14 protein-coding genes are annotated in these 16,089 nt (G+C 75.2%); 11 read left to right on the top strand and 3 right to left on the bottom strand.

Features of this window, described 5'->3' with window-relative positions:
- Nucleotides 1-360 precede the first annotated feature (360 nt).
- The 6 genes from ABT122_RS12205 (at nucleotide 361) to ABT122_RS12180 (ending at nucleotide 8,153) form a co-directional block, all read left to right on the top strand.
- Nucleotides 361-2,586 (top strand): PBS lyase, encoded by a 2,226-nt coding sequence (locus ABT122_RS12205; RefSeq protein ID WP_351549318.1) that lies wholly within the window; start codon nucleotides 361-363, stop codon nucleotides 2,584-2,586.
- Nucleotides 2,583-2,918 carry a zinc ribbon domain-containing protein gene (locus ABT122_RS12200; RefSeq protein WP_351549316.1) on the top strand — a complete coding sequence of 112 codons (336 nt, stop codon included), beginning with the start codon at nucleotides 2,583-2,585 and terminating at the stop codon, nucleotides 2,916-2,918. Before ABT122_RS12205 ends, ABT122_RS12200 begins: the two co-directional genes overlap by 4 nt.
- 130 nt (nucleotides 2,919-3,048) lie before the next feature.
- Entirely contained in the window at nucleotides 3,049-3,777 is a 729-nt protein-coding gene (locus tag ABT122_RS12195; protein WP_351549314.1) for a hypothetical protein, read from the top strand.
- A 134-nt stretch (nucleotides 3,778-3,911) separates the two neighbouring features.
- The gene (locus ABT122_RS12190) at nucleotides 3,912-5,117 is read left to right on the top strand and encodes a histidine kinase dimerization/phospho-acceptor domain-containing protein (protein WP_351549421.1); all 1,206 of its coding nucleotides are present in this window, start codon (nucleotides 3,912-3,914) and stop codon (nucleotides 5,115-5,117) included.
- Nucleotides 5,118-5,316: 199 nt separating this feature from the next.
- Nucleotides 5,317-6,696 carry an FtsW/RodA/SpoVE family cell cycle protein gene (locus ABT122_RS12185; protein WP_351549312.1) on the top strand — a complete coding sequence of 460 codons (1,380 nt, stop codon included), beginning with the start codon at nucleotides 5,317-5,319 and terminating at the stop codon, nucleotides 6,694-6,696.
- Complete coding sequence (locus tag ABT122_RS12180; protein ID WP_351549310.1) at nucleotides 6,693-8,153, top strand: penicillin-binding transpeptidase domain-containing protein; 1,461 nt, start codon at nucleotides 6,693-6,695, stop codon at nucleotides 8,151-8,153. Before ABT122_RS12185 ends, ABT122_RS12180 begins: the two co-directional genes overlap by 4 nt.
- 282 nt (nucleotides 8,154-8,435) lie before the next feature.
- On the opposite strand, the gene ABT122_RS12175 is transcribed toward ABT122_RS12180, so the two are convergent.
- Nucleotides 8,436-9,347, bottom strand: coding sequence for an ADP-ribosylglycohydrolase family protein (locus tag ABT122_RS12175; protein ID WP_351549307.1), 912 nt, complete (start codon nucleotides 9,345-9,347; stop codon nucleotides 8,436-8,438).
- Between the two features lie 119 nt (nucleotides 9,348-9,466).
- Here ABT122_RS12175 and ABT122_RS12170 point away from each other — a divergent pair, with 119 nt between their 5' ends.
- The 3 genes from ABT122_RS12170 (at nucleotide 9,467) to ABT122_RS12160 (ending at nucleotide 12,225) form a co-directional block, all read left to right on the top strand.
- Nucleotides 9,467-10,312, top strand: coding sequence for an alpha/beta fold hydrolase (locus tag ABT122_RS12170; RefSeq protein WP_351549304.1), 846 nt, complete (start codon nucleotides 9,467-9,469; stop codon nucleotides 10,310-10,312).
- Between the two features lie 190 nt (nucleotides 10,313-10,502).
- On the top strand, nucleotides 10,503-11,447 hold the full coding sequence (locus tag ABT122_RS12165) for an AurF N-oxygenase family protein (RefSeq protein WP_351549301.1): 945 nt from the start codon (nucleotides 10,503-10,505) through the stop codon (nucleotides 11,445-11,447).
- A 49-nt stretch (nucleotides 11,448-11,496) separates the two neighbouring features.
- Nucleotides 11,497-12,225, top strand: a complete 729-nt coding sequence (locus tag ABT122_RS12160) for a TetR/AcrR family transcriptional regulator (RefSeq protein ID WP_351549298.1) — start codon at nucleotides 11,497-11,499, stop codon at nucleotides 12,223-12,225.
- A 28-nt stretch (nucleotides 12,226-12,253) separates the two neighbouring features.
- Here ABT122_RS12160 and ABT122_RS12155 read toward each other — a convergent pair whose 3' ends face one another.
- A complete protein-coding gene (locus ABT122_RS12155) occupies nucleotides 12,254-12,781 on the bottom strand; it encodes a DinB family protein (protein WP_351549296.1) in 528 nt (175 codons plus the stop codon).
- Nucleotides 12,782-13,158: 377 nt separating this feature from the next.
- Here ABT122_RS12155 and ABT122_RS12150 point away from each other — a divergent pair, with 377 nt between their 5' ends.
- Nucleotides 13,159-13,443: a DUF8847 domain-containing protein gene (locus tag ABT122_RS12150; protein ID WP_351549293.1), complete on the top strand. Its 285-nt coding sequence runs from the start codon at nucleotides 13,159-13,161 to the stop codon at nucleotides 13,441-13,443.
- A gap of 127 nt (nucleotides 13,444-13,570) precedes the next feature.
- Nucleotides 13,571-14,863, top strand: coding sequence for an NlpC/P60 family protein (locus ABT122_RS12145; RefSeq protein WP_351549290.1), 1,293 nt, complete (start codon nucleotides 13,571-13,573; stop codon nucleotides 14,861-14,863).
- On the opposite strand, the gene ABT122_RS12140 is transcribed toward ABT122_RS12145, so the two are convergent.
- Nucleotides 14,815-16,071, bottom strand: coding sequence for a styrene monooxygenase/indole monooxygenase family protein (locus tag ABT122_RS12140; RefSeq protein WP_351549287.1), 1,257 nt, complete (start codon nucleotides 16,069-16,071; stop codon nucleotides 14,815-14,817). The genes ABT122_RS12145 and ABT122_RS12140 overlap by 49 nt on opposite strands.
- Nucleotides 16,072-16,089 lie beyond the last annotated feature (18 nt).

Here is a 16,089-nt window from a genome sequence, read left to right as displayed (position 1 = left end):
CGATTGAGGCGCGGGGGCTCGGGGGCAGGCCCCCGACCGCGGCCCGCACCGTGCGGGCACCCGTGGCACGGGGGCCGTCCTCCAACTCCCCCAGAGCCGCCTCCCGGAGGCACCCCCGGACCGGCTGGGACTGCCCAGCCCCGCCGGAGGCGCCAACCACCCCAGCCCCGCCGGCGATTGAGGCGCGGAGGTTCGGGGCCGGAGTCCGAGACGGGTCCGGGCGGGGGGAAGAGGTGTGGGGGCTTGGGGCAATATCCCCTCGATGTCAGAGCCGTGGTGCAGACTCTCCCCAAGCGCTCTGTTCCAGCGCATAGTTCAGGGCGCGGAGTTGGCAGCGCACGGCTCTTGGGAGGGGGCGGCGTGTTCGGGGGGATCGATGAGGTCGACTGGGCCGCACTGGAGCACGCGTACGGTCCGGCCGATGACGTGCCGGAACTGCTGCGCGGATTGGCGTCCGCCGACCCGGCGGAGCGCGAGGCCGCGCTCGACGGAATGTACGGGGCGGTCCATCACCAGGGAGATGTGTACGACGCGACACTCGCGTGCATCCCGTTCCTGCTGGAGCTGGTGGCCGACCCGGCCGTCCAGGACCGCGGGGGCATCGTCGAGCTGCTGACCAGCATCGGCGGCATCGACCTGGACGGCGATGACGAACTGGACCCGGAGGACGAGGAGTTCGAGTACGCGGCGAACTACGCGATGGCCGCCTCCGCGGTCACCGCGGGCGCCGATGTCTTTCTCGCGCTGATCGACGCGGACGACCGGGGCGTTCGGCTCACCGCCCCGCTGGCGCTCGCCGCGCTGCACGGCGAGCCGGAGCTGGTGCTCGGGCTGCTGCGGGAGCGGCTGAGGATCGAGCGGGACCCGGAGGTGCGCTTCGCCTGTGTGGAGGCGGCCGGCCGGATAGCGCTGCGCCACGACACCCTGGCGTCGGAGGTGGTGGAGTGGCTGATCGAGCTGGCCCGGATGCCGTACGAACCGGCGGCGCGCGGCGCCCGTGGCGCGCCGGCGCAGCGTCGGGCCGGGGCGGCCGGGGCCGCCGGGCGGGAGGCGCCGCCCGCCGGGGCTCCCGAGTGCCGCACCCACTGGTCGTACGACGCGGGACTGCGGCTCTCCGCCCTGGCCCAGCTCGCCCGGTGCGCCCCGCAGGCGCTGCCCGCCGATGTGGTGCCCGGGGTGATGGGGCTGCTGCGGGAGCTGCGGGCGGGCCCCTCGACCCAGGCACCCGGACCGGACGCGGGTCCGGACAGGGGTGCGGGCCGGGCGGCCGGCCCGGCGGACCCGGAGAGCGCGGGCCGCCACGCCCCCTGGACCGGCGATCTGCTGCGCACGCTCCACTCGGGGCTCGGGGACCGCGTCGAGGACCGCACCGCGCTCCTCGCCGACCAGCTCTGCAGCCCCGACTGGGGACAGCGGATCGACGCCGTCCGGATGAGCAGCGGTCTGCTCCGCACCTGGCGCGGGGAGTACGGCGAGCTGATCGGCCTGATCGGGGAGCAGCTCGCCGACAAGGAACCCCGGCTGGCGGACGCCGCGGCCGTGGCGCTCGGGGAGCTGTTCGACCTCGCCACCCCCGCCGCCGACGCCCTGGCGGAGTTCGTCTCCGCCGACCCGGGGTGCTGGGTGCAGGAGTGGGCGAGCGGGCCGCTGATGCTCGGCAGCCCGGTCGCGGCGCTGGCGCGCGCGGGCGATGCCCGGGTGGTGCCGGTGCTGGCCCGGATGCTGGAGCTGCCCGAGGCCCCGCAGGACCTCGGCTATGTGCTGGACCATCTGGGCCAGGCCGCGGCCCCGCTCGCCCCCGCGCTGCGCGGCAGGCTGGCGGAGACCGAGCTGGACGACCGGCTCTACGACTCGGCGGGCCCGCTGCTCTACGGCCTCACCGCGCTCCGGGCGGTCGACGCGCTCCCGGAGGTCCTGCGGATACTGCGGGGCGCGCCGGAGTACCGCAGGGAGTGGGTGGTGGAGCTGGTGCTGCGGACGCTCACCGCGTTCGGCCCGGCCGCCCGGGAGGCGGTGCCGGATCTGCGGGCGCTGCTGGCGCGGGCCGCCCGCTCGGGGGTGCTGTCGGGGGCGTTCGCGGCGAAGACCGCCGCCGCCTTATGGGCGGTGGAGGGGGACGCGGGGGCGGTGCTGCCGATGCTGCGCACGGCGCTCGCGTCGGCCGACTCCGGCGCCCGCCGCTCGGCGGCGGGCGTGCTGGGGACGATGGGTCCGGCCGCCCGCCCCGCCGTCCCGGGCCTCCGTCTGCTGCTCCGCTCCTCCGACCCCTGGACACGGGTGGACGCGGCGCTGGCCCTGTGGCGGGTGACCGGCGACCCGGAGCCCGGCTGGCCGGTGCTCCGGGCGGCCTGGGCCGAGCTGCCGTTCACCCGGGTTCCGACGGCCGAGCGGCTGGCCGAGCGGGCGGGCGGGGAGCCCGTGGCGGGCCGCGCCGATGGGGCGGACCGGCTGCTGCGGGCGGAGCTGTCCCGTATCCGCCGGCACAACGCCATAGACGGCGGATACGGCAGCCATGACATCGTGAGGGACGAGAGACTGCTGGCCCTGTGCCGGCGGGCGCTGACCCGGGAGGGACCCAACACATGATCATCTTCGGTACCAAGGGGTACCTCCACCAGCTCGCGATCCTGACCTTCGTCTGCGGCTTCTGCGGCAACCCCGCGGCGCACACGCTGCGGAAGCGGGTCACCAAGTTCACCCTGTTCTTCGTGCCCCTCATCCCGCTCTCCACCAAGTTCCAGACGCAGTGCACCTTCTGCGGCGCCGAGCGGAAGGTGAGCCGGGAGGAGGCGGACGCGCTGCTGGCGCAGAGCACCGCCGGACCGGGCATATCCGGCCCCCAGGGTCCGCAGGGCCCCGGGGGCGGGCAGCCGTACGGCGGGCCGCGGCAGCAGGGCCGCAACCCCTACCAGCACTGAGCGACCGCGCGCTCCCGGTGCCCGGCGGCGGCGCCGGGGAGCAGGGCCGCCGGTCCCCGGGCGCGCGCGTCGGGGCAGCCGGCTGCGCATAGGGTGGACGGGTCCGGCCGTCCGCCCTGCGAGGAGAACCTTGCGCTCGCCCTCACCCCGACCGCTGTGCGCCGCCCTGCTCGCGGCGGGCTGTGTCGCCGTGCTGGCCGGCTGCGGGGACGCGGGCATGGTGAAGAGCGCGGGCCCGACCGCCACGGCCACCGGGCCCGTACGGCTGTGGCCGGGTCTGCCGCCGGTCACCGCCCCGCCGTACGACTACGGCGAGGCGGACACCGCGCGGGTCCCGGGCATCGAGGTGCCGTCGCGGGGCGTGCGCGCGCTCGATCCGGTCGAGGTGCTGCGGGCCGAGAAGGGCGCCGCCCCCGACGCGCACACCGGAATCGACGGGCTCTACCAGGAGACCGTGGACAAGCTCGCGGAGTGCGGCGACAAGGCGAAGAGCTGCCCGGTGCTGCGGCCGTACCACCGCGATCTGACGGGGGACGGCCGCGAGGAGCTGATCATCGGGGTCACCATGCCCGAGCAGCAGACGGCGGTGCGCTGCTACACGCCGGACAGGAAGGGCCGGCTGACGCGGATCATGGCGACATCCGACCAGCTGGTGAGTGTGGAGGTCGCGGGCCGGGACATCATTCTGCGTTCGGTCTCGGCGGGCATCCCGGGGTACGAGTACCGCACGGTCTGGTCCTGGGACGGCCGCCATCAGGCGATGCTCCAGACCAGTGACGAGATCGTCCGGGTGAAGCCGGGGGCCCGGGAGCGGGTGCCGGGTGCGGCGGAGTCCGGTCCGGCGGCGGATCAGCCGTGAGCCGCCGTCCGCGCTTCCGGCTCCGGCACACCGCGCCGGGGCCGTACCGGCCGGGCCGCCCTCGGCGGCCCCGGCTGCCGCTGCCGCGCTGGACGGCGACCCTCACCTGGAAGGCCGCCGTCTTCATCACGGTCATGTGCTGCGCGCTCGCCGCGCTGCTGGGCGCGCTGGTGCACGCGGCGGTGACCGCGCAGACCGTGGAGCAGGCGCGGGAGAAGGCGCTCGGCAAGCTGACGGAGGTCACCGAGGCGTACGAGACCGGTGAGCCGCTGCCGCCGTACGCGGGGCTGAACCCGCCGGGGCTGCCCGATTCGCTGCGCGCGCTGGCGCTCGACGGGGAGCGCGGCACGATGGTCAACACCTTCCGGAGCCGCCCCACCATGTGGGCGGCGGGCCCGGCGGACGGCCGGGCGCTGGCGGTGCGGATCGACTACACGCTCAGCGCGCGCACGATCACCGGCCTCGACCAGGCGATCCTGGGCTCGGCGGGGCTGGCGATCGGGGCGACGCTGCTGGTGGGCGCGTTCGCCGTGACCCGGGTGACCCGCCGGCTGCATCTGACGGCGCAGGTGGCCCGGCGGATCAGCGCGGGCGATCTGGACGCCCGGGTGAACGACCCCCGCACCGAGGACCCCACCCGCCCGCAGGACGAGGTGGCGACGGTCTCCGTCGCGCTGGACACCATGGCGTCCTCGCTCCAGCGCAAGCTTCTGAACGAGCAGCGGTTCACCGCCGATGTGGCGCATGAGCTGCGGACCCCGCTGACCGGTCTGACGGCGGCGGCCGAGCTGCTGCCGGAGGGCCGCCCGACCGAGCTGGTGCGGGACCGGGTGCGGACCATGCGCTCGCTGACGGAGGATCTGCTGGAGATCTCCCGGCTGGACGCGGGGTGCGAGACGGTGGATCTGGATGTGCACGAGCTGGGTCTGCTCGCGCGGCGGGTGGTGCTGGCCTCCGGCACCGACACCGAGGTGCGGGTGGTGCGGGACGCGCTGGTGGAGACCGACCGGCGGCGGCTGGAGCGGGTGCTCGGCAATCTGGTCGCCAACGCCCATGGGCACGGCGAGGGGCCGGTGGTGGTCACCGTCGACGGCCCGGTGGTGACGGTCTCGGACGAGGGCCCGGGGTATCCCGGATATCTGCTGGAGCACGGCCCGGCGCGGTTCCGCACCGAGGGCGGCGGCGGCAAGGGACACGGTCTGGGGCTGACGATCGCGGTCGGGCAGGCGGCGGTGATCGGCGCGGAGCTGCGGTTCCGCAACGCGGCGACCGGGGGCGCGGTGGCCCGCGTGGAGCTGCCGCCGTCCCTCCCGGAACGGACGCCCTCCCGGCGCGGATGACGGCCCCCGGCGGCGGGAGGGCCCGGCGGGTGCGCCCGGCACCCGACGGTCCCCGCCACCCGAGCGGCCCGGCACCCGAGCGGCCCGGCACCGGTCACGCCCGGCACCCGACGGCCCCCGCCACCCGAGCGGCACTCCGACACAGGTAACACAAGGTTCATAAGGGACATAAGCATTCGGGCTTGCTACGTTGCGTGGCATGACCGCTACGACGAGGGCCGCGGACGCTCCCCCGCCCGCCCCCCGCTTCCCCCGGCGGCGCGGCGTCGAACTCTCCCTCCTCTGCGCCGCCGTCCTCATCTCCGTCCTCGGCTATGTGTCCGTGGGCCTCGCCCGGCACCACGCCGTCCCCCACGACGTACCGCGCTACGGAGCGGGCCTGGGCGCCCTCGCGCTCCTGGCCCATCTCGCCGTACGGCTGCGCGCCCCCTGCGCCGATCCGCTGCTGCTGCCCATCGCGGTGCTGCTCAACGGCCTCGGTCTGGTGCTGATCTACCGGCTCGACCAGGAGACCCCGGGCGCGAGCGCCGCACCCGCGCAGCTGGTGTGGTCCACGCTCGGGGTCGCGCTCTTCACCGCCGTCGTGGTACTGCTCCGCGACCACCGGGTGCTCCAGCGGTACGCCTATGTCTCGGTCGCCGCCGCGCTGGCGCTGATGACCGTGCCGATCTTCTTCCCCGCCGTGAACGGCGCCCGGATCTGGATCAGGGCCGGCGGACTCTCCTTCCAGCCGGGCGAGTTCGCCAAGATCCTGCTCGCCGTCTTCTTCGCCGCCTATCTCGCCGCCAACCACCACACCCTCGCCGTCACCGGCCGCCGTATCGGGTGGCTCCAGCTGCCGACCGGCCGGGTGCTGGGGCCCGTCGTCACCATCTGGCTGATCAGCGTCGGGGTGCTGGTGCTGGAGCGGGACCTCGGGACCTCGCTGCTCTTCTTCGGCCTCTTCGTGGTGATGCTCTATGTCGCCACCGGCCGGACCGGCTGGATCGCGGTCGGGCTGACCCTGGCGGCGGCCGGGGCGTTCGCCGTCGGAACGCTGGAGCCGCATGTGCACGGCCGGGTCGAGGACTGGCTCAGCCCCTTCGCCACCATCGAGGCGGGCCAGGGCCCCAGCCAGGTCGCGCAGTCGCTGTTCGCCTTCGGCGCCGGCGGGATGCTCGGCACCGGCCTCGGCCTCGGCCACTCCGCGCTCATCGGCTTCGCCGCCAAGTCGGACTTCATCCTCGCCACCGCCGGGGAGGAGCTGGGCCTGGTGGGCCTGACCGGGATTCTGCTGCTGTACGCGCTGCTGGTGGCCCGGGGCTTCAAGTGCGGGCTCTGTCTGCGCGACCCCTTCGGCCGGCTGCTCGCCGTGGGGCTCGCGTCGATCGTCGCGCTCCAGGTCTTCGTCATCACCGGCGGGGTCACCGGGCTGATCCCGCTGACCGGGATGGCGATGCCCTTCCTCGCGCAGGGCGGCTCGTCGGTCGTCACCAACTGGATCATCGTGGCGCTGCTGATCCGGGTCAGCGACTCGGCCCGCGGACCGCGCCCGGAGCCCGCCGGGTCCCTGGTGCTCGCGGCGGGTGAGGCCCGGTGATCCGCTGTATCCGCCGGGCCGCCGCGCTCTGTCTCGTCCTCCTGGCCGCGCTGCTCGCCAACGCCGCCCGGCTCCAGATCGTCGAGGCCGGCGCACTGGACGGCAACCCGGCCAACCGGCGCGCCGTCATCGCCCGTTACGGCGAGCCGCGCGGCGACATCCTCGTCGAGGGGCGGCCGGTGACCGGGTCCCGGGACTCCGGACAGCAGCTGCGCTTCGAGCGCACCTACACCGACGGCGCGCTGTACGCGCCGGTGACCGGGTTCTCCTCGCAGACGTACGGCACGACGCTGGTGGAGCACGCCGAGGACGCGATGCTGGCGGGCACGCACCCGCTGCTGACCCCGTTCCCGTTCTGGAACGATCTGAGCCGGGGCCGCCCGGCCGGCGGGGATGTCACCACCACCATCCGGGCGGAGACCCAGCGCGCCGCCTACACCGGGCTCGCGGGGAGACGGGGAGCGGTGGCCGCGGTCGAGCCGTCGACCGGCCGGGTGCTCGCGCTGGTCAGCAGCCCCTCGTACGACCCCGGGGTGCTCTCCGGCACCGGGCGGGACGTGAAGACGGCCTGGGCGAGGCTCAACGCGCTGACCACCCAGCCGATGCTGAACCGGGCGATCCGCCAGACCTATCCGCCCGGCTCCACCTTCAAGATCGTGACAGCGGCGGCGGCACTGGACGCCGGGGTGGTCACCGATGTGGAGGCGCCGACCCGCACCCCCGACCCCTATCTGCTGCCCGGCACCCGCACCACGCTCCCCAACGCGGCGGACGGCTGTGGGGACGCCTCCCTGGCGTACGCGATCCAGTGGTCGTGCAACACGGTGATGGCCCGGCTGGGGGTGCGGATCGGGCTGCCCGGGATGGTGGAGGCGGTGCGGCGCTTCGGCTTCAACGACCGGCTGCTGACGATTCCGTCCGCCGTCGCCCCCTCCAACTTCGACACCCGGATGTCGGTGGATCAGCTGGCTCTCTCCTCCATCGGCCAGTTCAACACCACGGCGACCCCGCTCCAGATGGCGATGGTGGCGGGGGCGGTGGCCAACGGCGGGGAGCTGAAGCACCCGTATCTGGTGGACCGGGTGACCAGCGGCGGCGGTGTCCGCACGGTGGCGCAGGCGCGGCAGCGCTCGTACCAGCAGGCCATGAGCCCCACCACGGCGCAGCGGTTGCAGCGGCTGATGGTGGGGGTGGTGGAGGGCGGGACGGGGTCGGGGGCGGCGATCGAGGGCGCGACCGTGGGCGGCAAGACCGGCACCGCCCAGCACGGTCTGGGCAACTCCGGCATCCCCTATGCCTGGTTCATCTCCTGGGCCCAGGCCCGGGACGCCGTCCAGCCCGCCGTCGCGGTCGCGGTGGTGGTGGAGGACGCCGAGGCGGTACGGGGGCAGATCAGCGGCGGGGGGAGCGCGGCGCCGATCGCGCGGGCGGTGATGGAGGCGGCCCTGCGCGACTGACCGGCGCGGGCGCTCGGCGCGGGTGACCGGCGCGACTGACCGGCGCGGGTGACCGGCCGCGGGTGACCGGCGCGGCGCCGAAGGGGGCGCGGGACACCGGCCCACGGCTCCGGGGCGGCTCGGGCACCACCCGCCCGGGAGGCCGGATGCGACCGGGGCACACCCTCCCACGGGGCGCGGGACCGCCCCGCCGCACAGGACCGCCCGCCGGGCGCGGCCCAGGACCGGGCCGCCCGGCACCCGTGCCGCCGGGGCGTCGGGGCGTCGGGCGCGGGCCCCGGCTCAGTCCGGGAGAGCCTCGCGGCGCTCCAGCCAGACCCCGGGGGCCCTGTCCACCCCGGTGGCCGCCGCCACGATCCCCCCGGTGATGGCGCAGGTGGTGTCCACATCGCCGAAGCCCTCGGCGGTGGCCCAGAGCGCGGCCTCCAGATCGTCCCGGTGGCGGGTCGCGGTCCAGACGGCGAACGGGACGGTGTCGTCGGCGCGGATGCGCATCCCGTTGCCGAGAATGCCCGCCGCCTCCCCGGGGGCGGTGGTGAGGGGGAGACCGGCGGCGCGGCGCAGACCGTCCTGGACGGTGCCGGCGGGGGTGCGGTCGGCCACCGGGCCGAGGGACAGCTCGCCCCGGGCCGACAGCGCGGCGGCCACCGCGACCGCCACCGCGCCCGCGACGCCCTCCGGGTGGGCGTGGGTCACCCGCGCGGAGCGGGCGGCCTGGTCGGCGGCCCGGTCGGGATCGGTGGCGAAGTACGCGCCGAGCGGGGCGACCCGCATGGCCGCGCCGTTGCCGAAGCTGCCGCCGTCGAAGAGGCCGGGGGCCCACTCGCGCCAGCCCTCCGGCCGCTCCAGGAGCCGGGGCAGCAGCATGTGCATGCCGTGGCCGTAGCCGCGCCCCCGGTCGGTCTCGTAGCGGTGGGCGAAGGCCGCCGCCAGCCGGTCCTGGTCGATCTCGCCCGACTCGCCGGACTCCTCCAGCACCTGGTGGACCGAGAGCGCCATCGCGGTGTCGTCGGTCCAGTGCCAGTGGGCCTCCTCGGGAGTGCGCCGGGCGCCGATCTCGGCGCGGGCCCGCTCCCGCTCCCGGAAGAGCGGGAACCAGCGCTCCCCGAACGCGTCGCCGAGCGCGAGCCCTTCGAGGCTGCGGCGGCTGCGGCGGACTGCTTCACGGTGGGCCCGGCTCACGGTGGTGGTCATGCCGCCATGGTCCCGGACCGGGAAGCCCGCCGTATATCCATTGTCGTCCGGGAACAGGGCGTTTTCCGTCCTCCTGGCGGACGATCTCCGGCCGTCCCGGCCGCCCCTACGGTGGAGGCATGACTCTCCTCCACGTCCATGACCACGGGGGCGACGGCACCCCTCTCCTGCTGCTCCACGGCGCGGGGCGCTCGCTCGCCGACTGGGACGCCGTCGCCGGGCGGCTCACCGCGGGACACCGGGTGCTCGCCGCCGATCTGCCCGGGCACGGCCGCTCCCCCGCGCGCTCCCCCTGGACCCTCGACGGCGCCCTGCGGGACATCGAGGAGACCCTCGGCGAGCACGGGATGCCCGGCGCCGCCGTCGTCGGCCACTCCCTGGGCGGGGGGATCGCCGCCCTGTACGCGGCGGCGCACCCCGGCCTCACCCCCGCCGCGGTGAACCTGGACGGCTTCGGCTGGGGCGCGCCCGGCCGGTACCCGGCGGCGGACCGGGTGCGGGAGATGGGCAGGGCCGCGGCCGGAGCGGTCGTACCGCCGGAGTACGTACAGCAGCAGGTGGAGTACGCCGGGCGGTTCGGCGTCCCCGCGGGGCGGGCGCGGGCGGCGACGCTGGGCGCGCTGCGCCCGCTGGACGACGGCCGGTGGCAGACGCTGCCCGAGCGGGCGGCGGCGCTGGAGATGCTGGACGCCCTGGACGCCCTGGACGTCTTCGCGCTGCTGCGGCGGGTGCCGTGCCCGCTGCTGGTGGTCCGGGCCCGGCGGGAGCTGCCCGGCACCCCCGGCATGGAGTGGCTCGACGAGCTGCTCCGGGAGTACGGGAAGGGACTTGACCGGGATCTGGCCGCGCTCACCGCCGACCGGGGCCCGGAGCGGGTGCGGGTCGCGGACATCGACGCGACGCACGCGATGCTGCTGGAGGAACCGGCGGAGGTGGCGGAGCTGGTGGCGGGGTTCCTGGGCTGAGCGGACCGGGGCTCGCGGGAAGCCCTCCTCGGCGCGGGGGTGTTGACGCGCTTACTGACAAGGAGTCTTATAAGAGGGTGCCCCGGGGACCCGGACCGGACCGGCCCCTTCCCCGGACCGCCCCCGGCCCCGGCGGCACCCCCTGTCCCCGACGCGCCACCCCTGTGGACCTCGCGAGGTGCCCGACACCATGACGACCACCGCACCCGGACACGACGACACCGCCGGCCGTCTCCATGACGCGCTCGGCCCGCTCCGCGACCGCGAACAGGTCGCCCGCCGGCTGCTGGACGCCTCGGCCCGGCACTCGTTCGACCCCGACCGCGAACTCGACTGGGACGCGCCGTTCACCGACGGCAAGTGGTTCTGGCCGCCGGAGCTGGTCTCCCTGTACGGCACCCCGCTGTGGCGGCGGATGCCCGAGGAGCAGCGGATGGACCTGGCGCGGCACGAGGCCGCGTCCCTCGCGTCCCTCGGCATCTGGTTCGAGATCATCCTGATGCAGCTGCTGGCCCGGCACATCTACGACAAGCCCGTGACCAGCGGTCATGTACGGTACGCCCTCACGGAGATCGCCGATGAGTGCCGCCACTCGATGATGTTCGCCCGCATGATCGAGAAGGGCGGCACCCCCGCGTACCCCGTCCCCCGCGTCCACCACAACGCCGCCCGTGTCCTGAAGACCGTCTCCACCACCCCGGGCTCCTTCGCGGCCACCCTCCTCGGCGAGGAGATCCTCGACTGGATGCAGCGGCTCACCTTCCCCGACGAGCGGGTGCAGCCGCTGGTGCGCGGCGTCACCCGCATCCATGTGGTGGAGGAGGCCCGGCATGTGCGGTACGCCAGGGAGGAGCTGCGCCGCCAGATGGTGACCGCGCCCCGCTGGGAGCAGGCGCTCACCCGGGTGAGCTGCGGCCAGGCAGCGCGGGTCTTCTCCGTCTGCTTCGTCAGCCCACGGGTGTACGAGGACGTGGGCCTGGACCGGCGCGAGGCGGTGGCGCAGGTGCGGGCCAGCGGCCACCGGCGCGAGGTGATGCGGTCCGGCGCCCGGCGGCTCACCGACTTCCTGGACGACATCGGTGTGCTGAGGGGGCCGGGCCGGCGGCTCTGGCGGAGCTCCGGGCTGCTGGCGTGAGCCGCGTCCGGACCGGATCGCGGCCGGGGCGCGCCGGTTACGCTGGGGCATGACGACTACCGCACCCGCGGCCCGTGCGTACCGCCGGCTGAGCGTCGAGGAACGGCGCGGCCAGCTTCTCGGCGCGGCACTGCGCCTCTTCGCCCACCAGGCGCCGGAAGATGTCTCACTCGACGACGTGGCGGAGGCGGCCGGGGTGTCGCGCCCTCTCGTCTACCGCTACTTCCCCGGCGGCAAACAGCAGTTGTACGAGACGGCGCTGCGCTCGGCGGCGGACGAGCTCCGGCGGTGCTTCGGCGAGCCCCAGGCCGGCCCGCCCACGGAACGGCTCGGCCGGGTGCTCGACCGCTATCTCGCCTTCGTCGACGGCCACGACGCCGGGTTCAGCGCCCTGCTGCGGGGCGGGAGCGTGGCGGAGACCTCCCGCACCACCGCGATCGTGGACGAGGTGCGGCGGGCCGCCGCCGAACAGATCCTGGTCCATCTCGGCGCCGAGCGCCCCGGAGCCCGGCTGCGCATGCTGGTCCGCACCTGGATCGCCGCGGTGGAGGCGGCCTCCCTGATCTGGCTGGACGAGCGGAAGCAGCCGCCGGCTCCCGAGCTGCGCGACTGGCTGATCGACCATCTGGTGGCGCTGCTCGCGGCCTCGGCGGCGACGGACCCCCAGACGGCGGAGGCGATCGGCGGCCTGCTGGAGCTGGAGCGCCCGGACGGCCCGGTGGGGAGGCTGGCGCGGGGGGTGCTGCGGATGACGGAGAGCGCGGCGCGACGGCGGTAGGTCCGGCACCCGGACGGGCCGTGGCCGGTCAGGTTCCGGTGACGCCGTCGATCCGTTCCCGCAGCAGATCGGCGTGGCCGTTGTGACGCGCGTACTCCTCGATCATATGGATCAGAATCCAGCGCAGCGAGACCTCCCGCCCGCCGAAGAGCTGCCGGGTGAGCGGCTCGTCGGGCAGCAGCCCGCACACGTCCAGCGACACGGCGGCGGCGCTCTCCTTCCGGCTGCGCGCGACCTCCGCCCGCCAGCCGGCCAGCGCGTCACCGGCGCTCCGCGCCGGGTCGAGCAGATGGCCGCCGCCCGCGCGCACCGGCGGAACGTCCCGCTGGGCGAGGACGATCTGGAACCAGTTCCGCTCGACCTCCTCCATGTGCTGCACCAGCCCGAGCAGGGTCATCTCCGACGGCTCGACGGCCACCGTCCGCATCTGCTCGTCGCCGAGTCCGGCGCATTTGAGCGCCAGGGTCTCGCGGTGGAAGTCCAGCCAGGTCTCCAGCATGTGGCGTTCGTCCGCGCACAGCGGCGGTACGGGTCGTCCGTCGGGCATCTCAGGCATGGGAACCACCCTCCCACAGCGGCTCATCGGCCCACCGGGGGCCCGGTGACATCGCCCACGGGCGGGCGGGGGGACACGGGCGGGGGGTGCGCCCGCCCCCCTCCGCACCACCCCCGTCAGGCCCGGCACACCCGGCACACCCGGTACGCGGCAGCGGCACCACGGACCCGCCGCCCCACGGCCACCGACCGCTGGGCCCGACAGCATGCCCGGTGACATCGCCCACGGACGGGGGACGGACACCCCACGGGCCGCCCTCTCCACACCACCCCCGGCACGCGGCAGCGGCCCCCACGGGCCCGACCCTCCCGGGAAGCACCCGCCGGGCCGCGTGCCCGGTGGGGGCGGGGCGGTGGGGCTGGGACAGACTGGCGGGTGTGAGAAGCGAGAACACACCCTTCGCCGGCGGCCCGCTGGACGGGCGCGTACTGCCCGTGCTCGTGGGGCCGACCGGGCACCCGCCGAAGTGGTACGAGATCCCGGTGCCGAACGACGACGGCAGCCCGCCGACCCCGCACGCCTACCGGCGCGAACCGTACGGCCAGACCAAGCGGCTCGGCCTCCAGCGGGGGTGGAGATATGTCTACGTCCCCGAGGGGCGCGAGCCCCGTGAACTGAAGTGGCCCTGGTCGAAGCCGGGCGGACGAGCCGACACGCCGTAGCGGGCGGGAGTCCGCCCCGCCGGGTGAGGTGGTTGCGCCGAACCGACCACCCGCGCGGTGGCTCCGGTCGCGCGCGAGCACCATCGGTGGGGGACGGACAGGCCGTCCCGCGACCGGAGGTGATGGCATGTCAGGCCGACTGCTGCGCACGGCGTGCACCGCGGCACTGGTGACGGCCGCGGCGATCACCGCCGCCGGGAGCCAGGGCCCGGTGACCGCCCCGGCCACCGCCCCCGTGGCCCGCACCGCGCCCGTGCCCGTACCCACGCCCGTACCCGCCGCGCCGGGAGCGGGGAGCGGCGCGCCGACGGAAGCGACGGCCGAGACGGGCGAGGCGCAGGCGGAGGCCACGGCGGAGGCCGGGGGAGCCAGCCCGGCCGCGCAGGGGCTGGCCGGGACCATCGGGCGGCTCACCGCGCTCTACCGGCAGGCCGAGGACGCCGGTCTGCGCTACACCGGCGCCGCGCGGGCGCTCACCGCCCAGCGGGCCGAGACCGCCCGGCTCGGGCGCGAGCTGACCCGGGTCAGGGACGCGCTCGCCGGGAGCAGGGTGGAGGCCGGGCGGCTGGCGCGGGAGCAGTACCAGGGACGGTCCGAGCTGTCGTCGATGCTGCGCATCCTCCTCTCCCGCCACCCCGAGCAGGCCCTCAACGAGACCCATCTGATGGAGCGCGCCGCCGCGCACCGGCTCGCCACCACCGCACGGCTGGAGAAGGGGACCGCCCGGGCCACCGCGCTCGCCCGGGCCTCCCGCGAGGCCCTGGACCGGGAGCGCGCCCTCGCCGCGCGGCAGCAGCGCGCACGGGACACGGCGACCGACCGGCTGCGCGCCGTGGAGCGCACCCTCGCCTCCCTGACCGCGCCGGAACTCGCCCGGCTGACCTCCCCCGCCGCCCAGCGGCAGCTGACGGCGGGTCCGCTCGCCGGCGGCGCATACCTGCCGACCGCGCGCGGAGCGCGGGCCGTGCGGTACGCCGTCGAACAGATCGGGAAGCCGTATGTGTGGGGGGCCGAGGGCCCGGAGGCGTTCGACTGCTCGGGGCTGACCTCGCAGGCGTGGGCGGCGGCCGGGAGGCCCGTCCCGCGCACCAGCCAGGAGCAGTGGGAGCGTCTCCCGAGGGTGCCGCTGCGCTCTCTGCGCCCCGGTGACCTGGTGGTCTACTTCCCCGGGGCGACCCATGTGGCGATCTATCTGGGCGACGGCCGGGTGGTGCAGGCGCCCCGCCCCGGTGCCACCGTCAAGGTCTCCCCCATCGCTGCCAACCCCGTGCTCGGCGCGGTCCGCCCCGATCCGGACGGCGTCCCGCTGAGCGCGGCGGCCCATGTCCCGCCGAGGCTGCCCGAGGGCGCCACGGCGGGACCGGACACCGGCTACTCGGCGGCGGACGCCCCGGCGGAGGCCGCAGCCTCGGCGAGATAGGCCCCGGCGCGCTCGGGCTCGTAGAAGAAGTTCTCGAAGTCCGAGGGATCGTTGAACCCATTGGCGAACCGGTCCGCCACGGGCTGGAGCTGCCCGGCCGCGCCGATCACCTGGAGCACGTGCTCCGGCGGCGGCGCCAGCATCGCGTTGGTCCACTTGGTGACATGGCGGGCGGTCTGCCAGTAGCGGTCGAACGCGGACTGCATCCACGCGCCGTCGAAGGGACGGTCGCCGTGGTCGACGATCGACGCGAGATAGGAGGCGGCGCACTTGGACGCGGAGTTCGAGCCCTGACCGGTGATCGGGTCGTTGGCGACGACGACATCGGCGACGCCGAGGACCAGTCCACCGCCGGGGAGCCGGCCGATCGGCTTCCGCACGGTCGGGGCGTACCGCCCGGCGAGCGTGCCGCCCGCGTCGGTCAGTTCGACCTTGGTGGCACGGGCGTACTCCCACGGGAGGAAACGTTCCAGCAGCTCCAGGGTGAGCCGGAGGTGCTCCTCCGGGTCCTTGATCCCCTGGAAGGCGTCGAGCGGCCCGCCGGGGACGCCCTCCCAGAAGAGGATGTCCGCGCGCCCGGAGACCGTGTAGGTCGGCATGACGAACAGCTCGCCGACACCGGGCACGAGATTGCAGCGGACCGCGTCGAACCCGGGGTGCTCCGGGCGCGGGCCGAGCCCGTGCACATAGGCGACGGCCAGCGCGCGCTGCGGGGTGTCGTACGGGGAGCGGGCGGCGTCCCGGCCGAACATGGAGACCAGTTCGCCCTTGCCCGCCGAGACCATCACCAGGTCGTAGGTGCGGGAGAAGTAGTCGAGGTCGCCGACGGCCGCGCCGTGGATGACGAGCTGTCCGCCGCGCTGGGCGAAGGTCTCCATCCAGCCGGCCATCTTCACGCGCTGGTCGACGGACTGGGCGTAGCCGTCGAGCATGCCGACCCAGTCGACGACGCGCTGCGCCTCGGGACCGGCGACGGAGACGCCGACCCCCTGGATCTTCGGGGCCTGGGTCTCCCAGAAGTTGATGCCGAGGTCGCGCTCGTGCTGGAGCGCGGTGTGGAACATGCACTGGGTGGACATCACACGGCCGGAGCGGATCTCCTCCGCCGTGCGGTTGGACATGAGGGTGACCTCGTAGCCCTTCGACTGGAGGCCGAGGGCGAGCTGGAGACCGGACTGGCCGGCTCCGACAATGAGTATCTTCCGCATCCGGGGGAGTCTCTTTCG

The organism is Streptomyces sp. NPDC001985, from assembly GCF_040296845.1.
Classification (GTDB): Bacteria; Actinomycetota; Actinomycetes; order Streptomycetales; family Streptomycetaceae; genus Streptomyces.
The sequence above is the reverse complement of the archived record's forward strand: the minus strand, read 5'-3'. Positions and strand labels throughout refer to the sequence as shown.

Excerpts from the sequence above, each read along its gene's own strand:
- ABT122_RS12200 (WP_351549316.1), top strand. The coding sequence starts at position 2,583 with ATGATCATCTTCGGTACCAAGGGGTACCTCCACCAGCTCGCGATCCTG.
- ABT122_RS12190 (WP_351549421.1), top strand. The coding sequence starts at position 3,912 with ATGTGCTGCGCGCTCGCCGCGCTGCTGGGCGCGCTGGTGCACGCGGCG.
- ABT122_RS12185 (WP_351549312.1), top strand. The coding sequence starts at position 5,317 with ATGACCGCTACGACGAGGGCCGCGGACGCTCCCCCGCCCGCCCCCCGC.
- ABT122_RS12175 (WP_351549307.1), bottom strand. The coding sequence starts at position 9,347 with ATGACCACCACCGTGAGCCGGGCCCACCGTGAAGCAGTCCGCCGCAGC.
- ABT122_RS12170 (WP_351549304.1), top strand. The coding sequence starts at position 9,467 with ATGACTCTCCTCCACGTCCATGACCACGGGGGCGACGGCACCCCTCTC.
- ABT122_RS12165 (WP_351549301.1), top strand. The coding sequence starts at position 10,503 with ATGACGACCACCGCACCCGGACACGACGACACCGCCGGCCGTCTCCAT.
- ABT122_RS12160 (WP_351549298.1), top strand. The coding sequence starts at position 11,497 with ATGACGACTACCGCACCCGCGGCCCGTGCGTACCGCCGGCTGAGCGTC.
- ABT122_RS12155 (WP_351549296.1), bottom strand. The coding sequence starts at position 12,781 with ATGCCTGAGATGCCCGACGGACGACCCGTACCGCCGCTGTGCGCGGAC.
- ABT122_RS12145 (WP_351549290.1), top strand. The coding sequence starts at position 13,571 with ATGTCAGGCCGACTGCTGCGCACGGCGTGCACCGCGGCACTGGTGACG.
- ABT122_RS12140 (WP_351549287.1), bottom strand. The coding sequence starts at position 16,071 with ATGCGGAAGATACTCATTGTCGGAGCCGGCCAGTCCGGTCTCCAGCTC.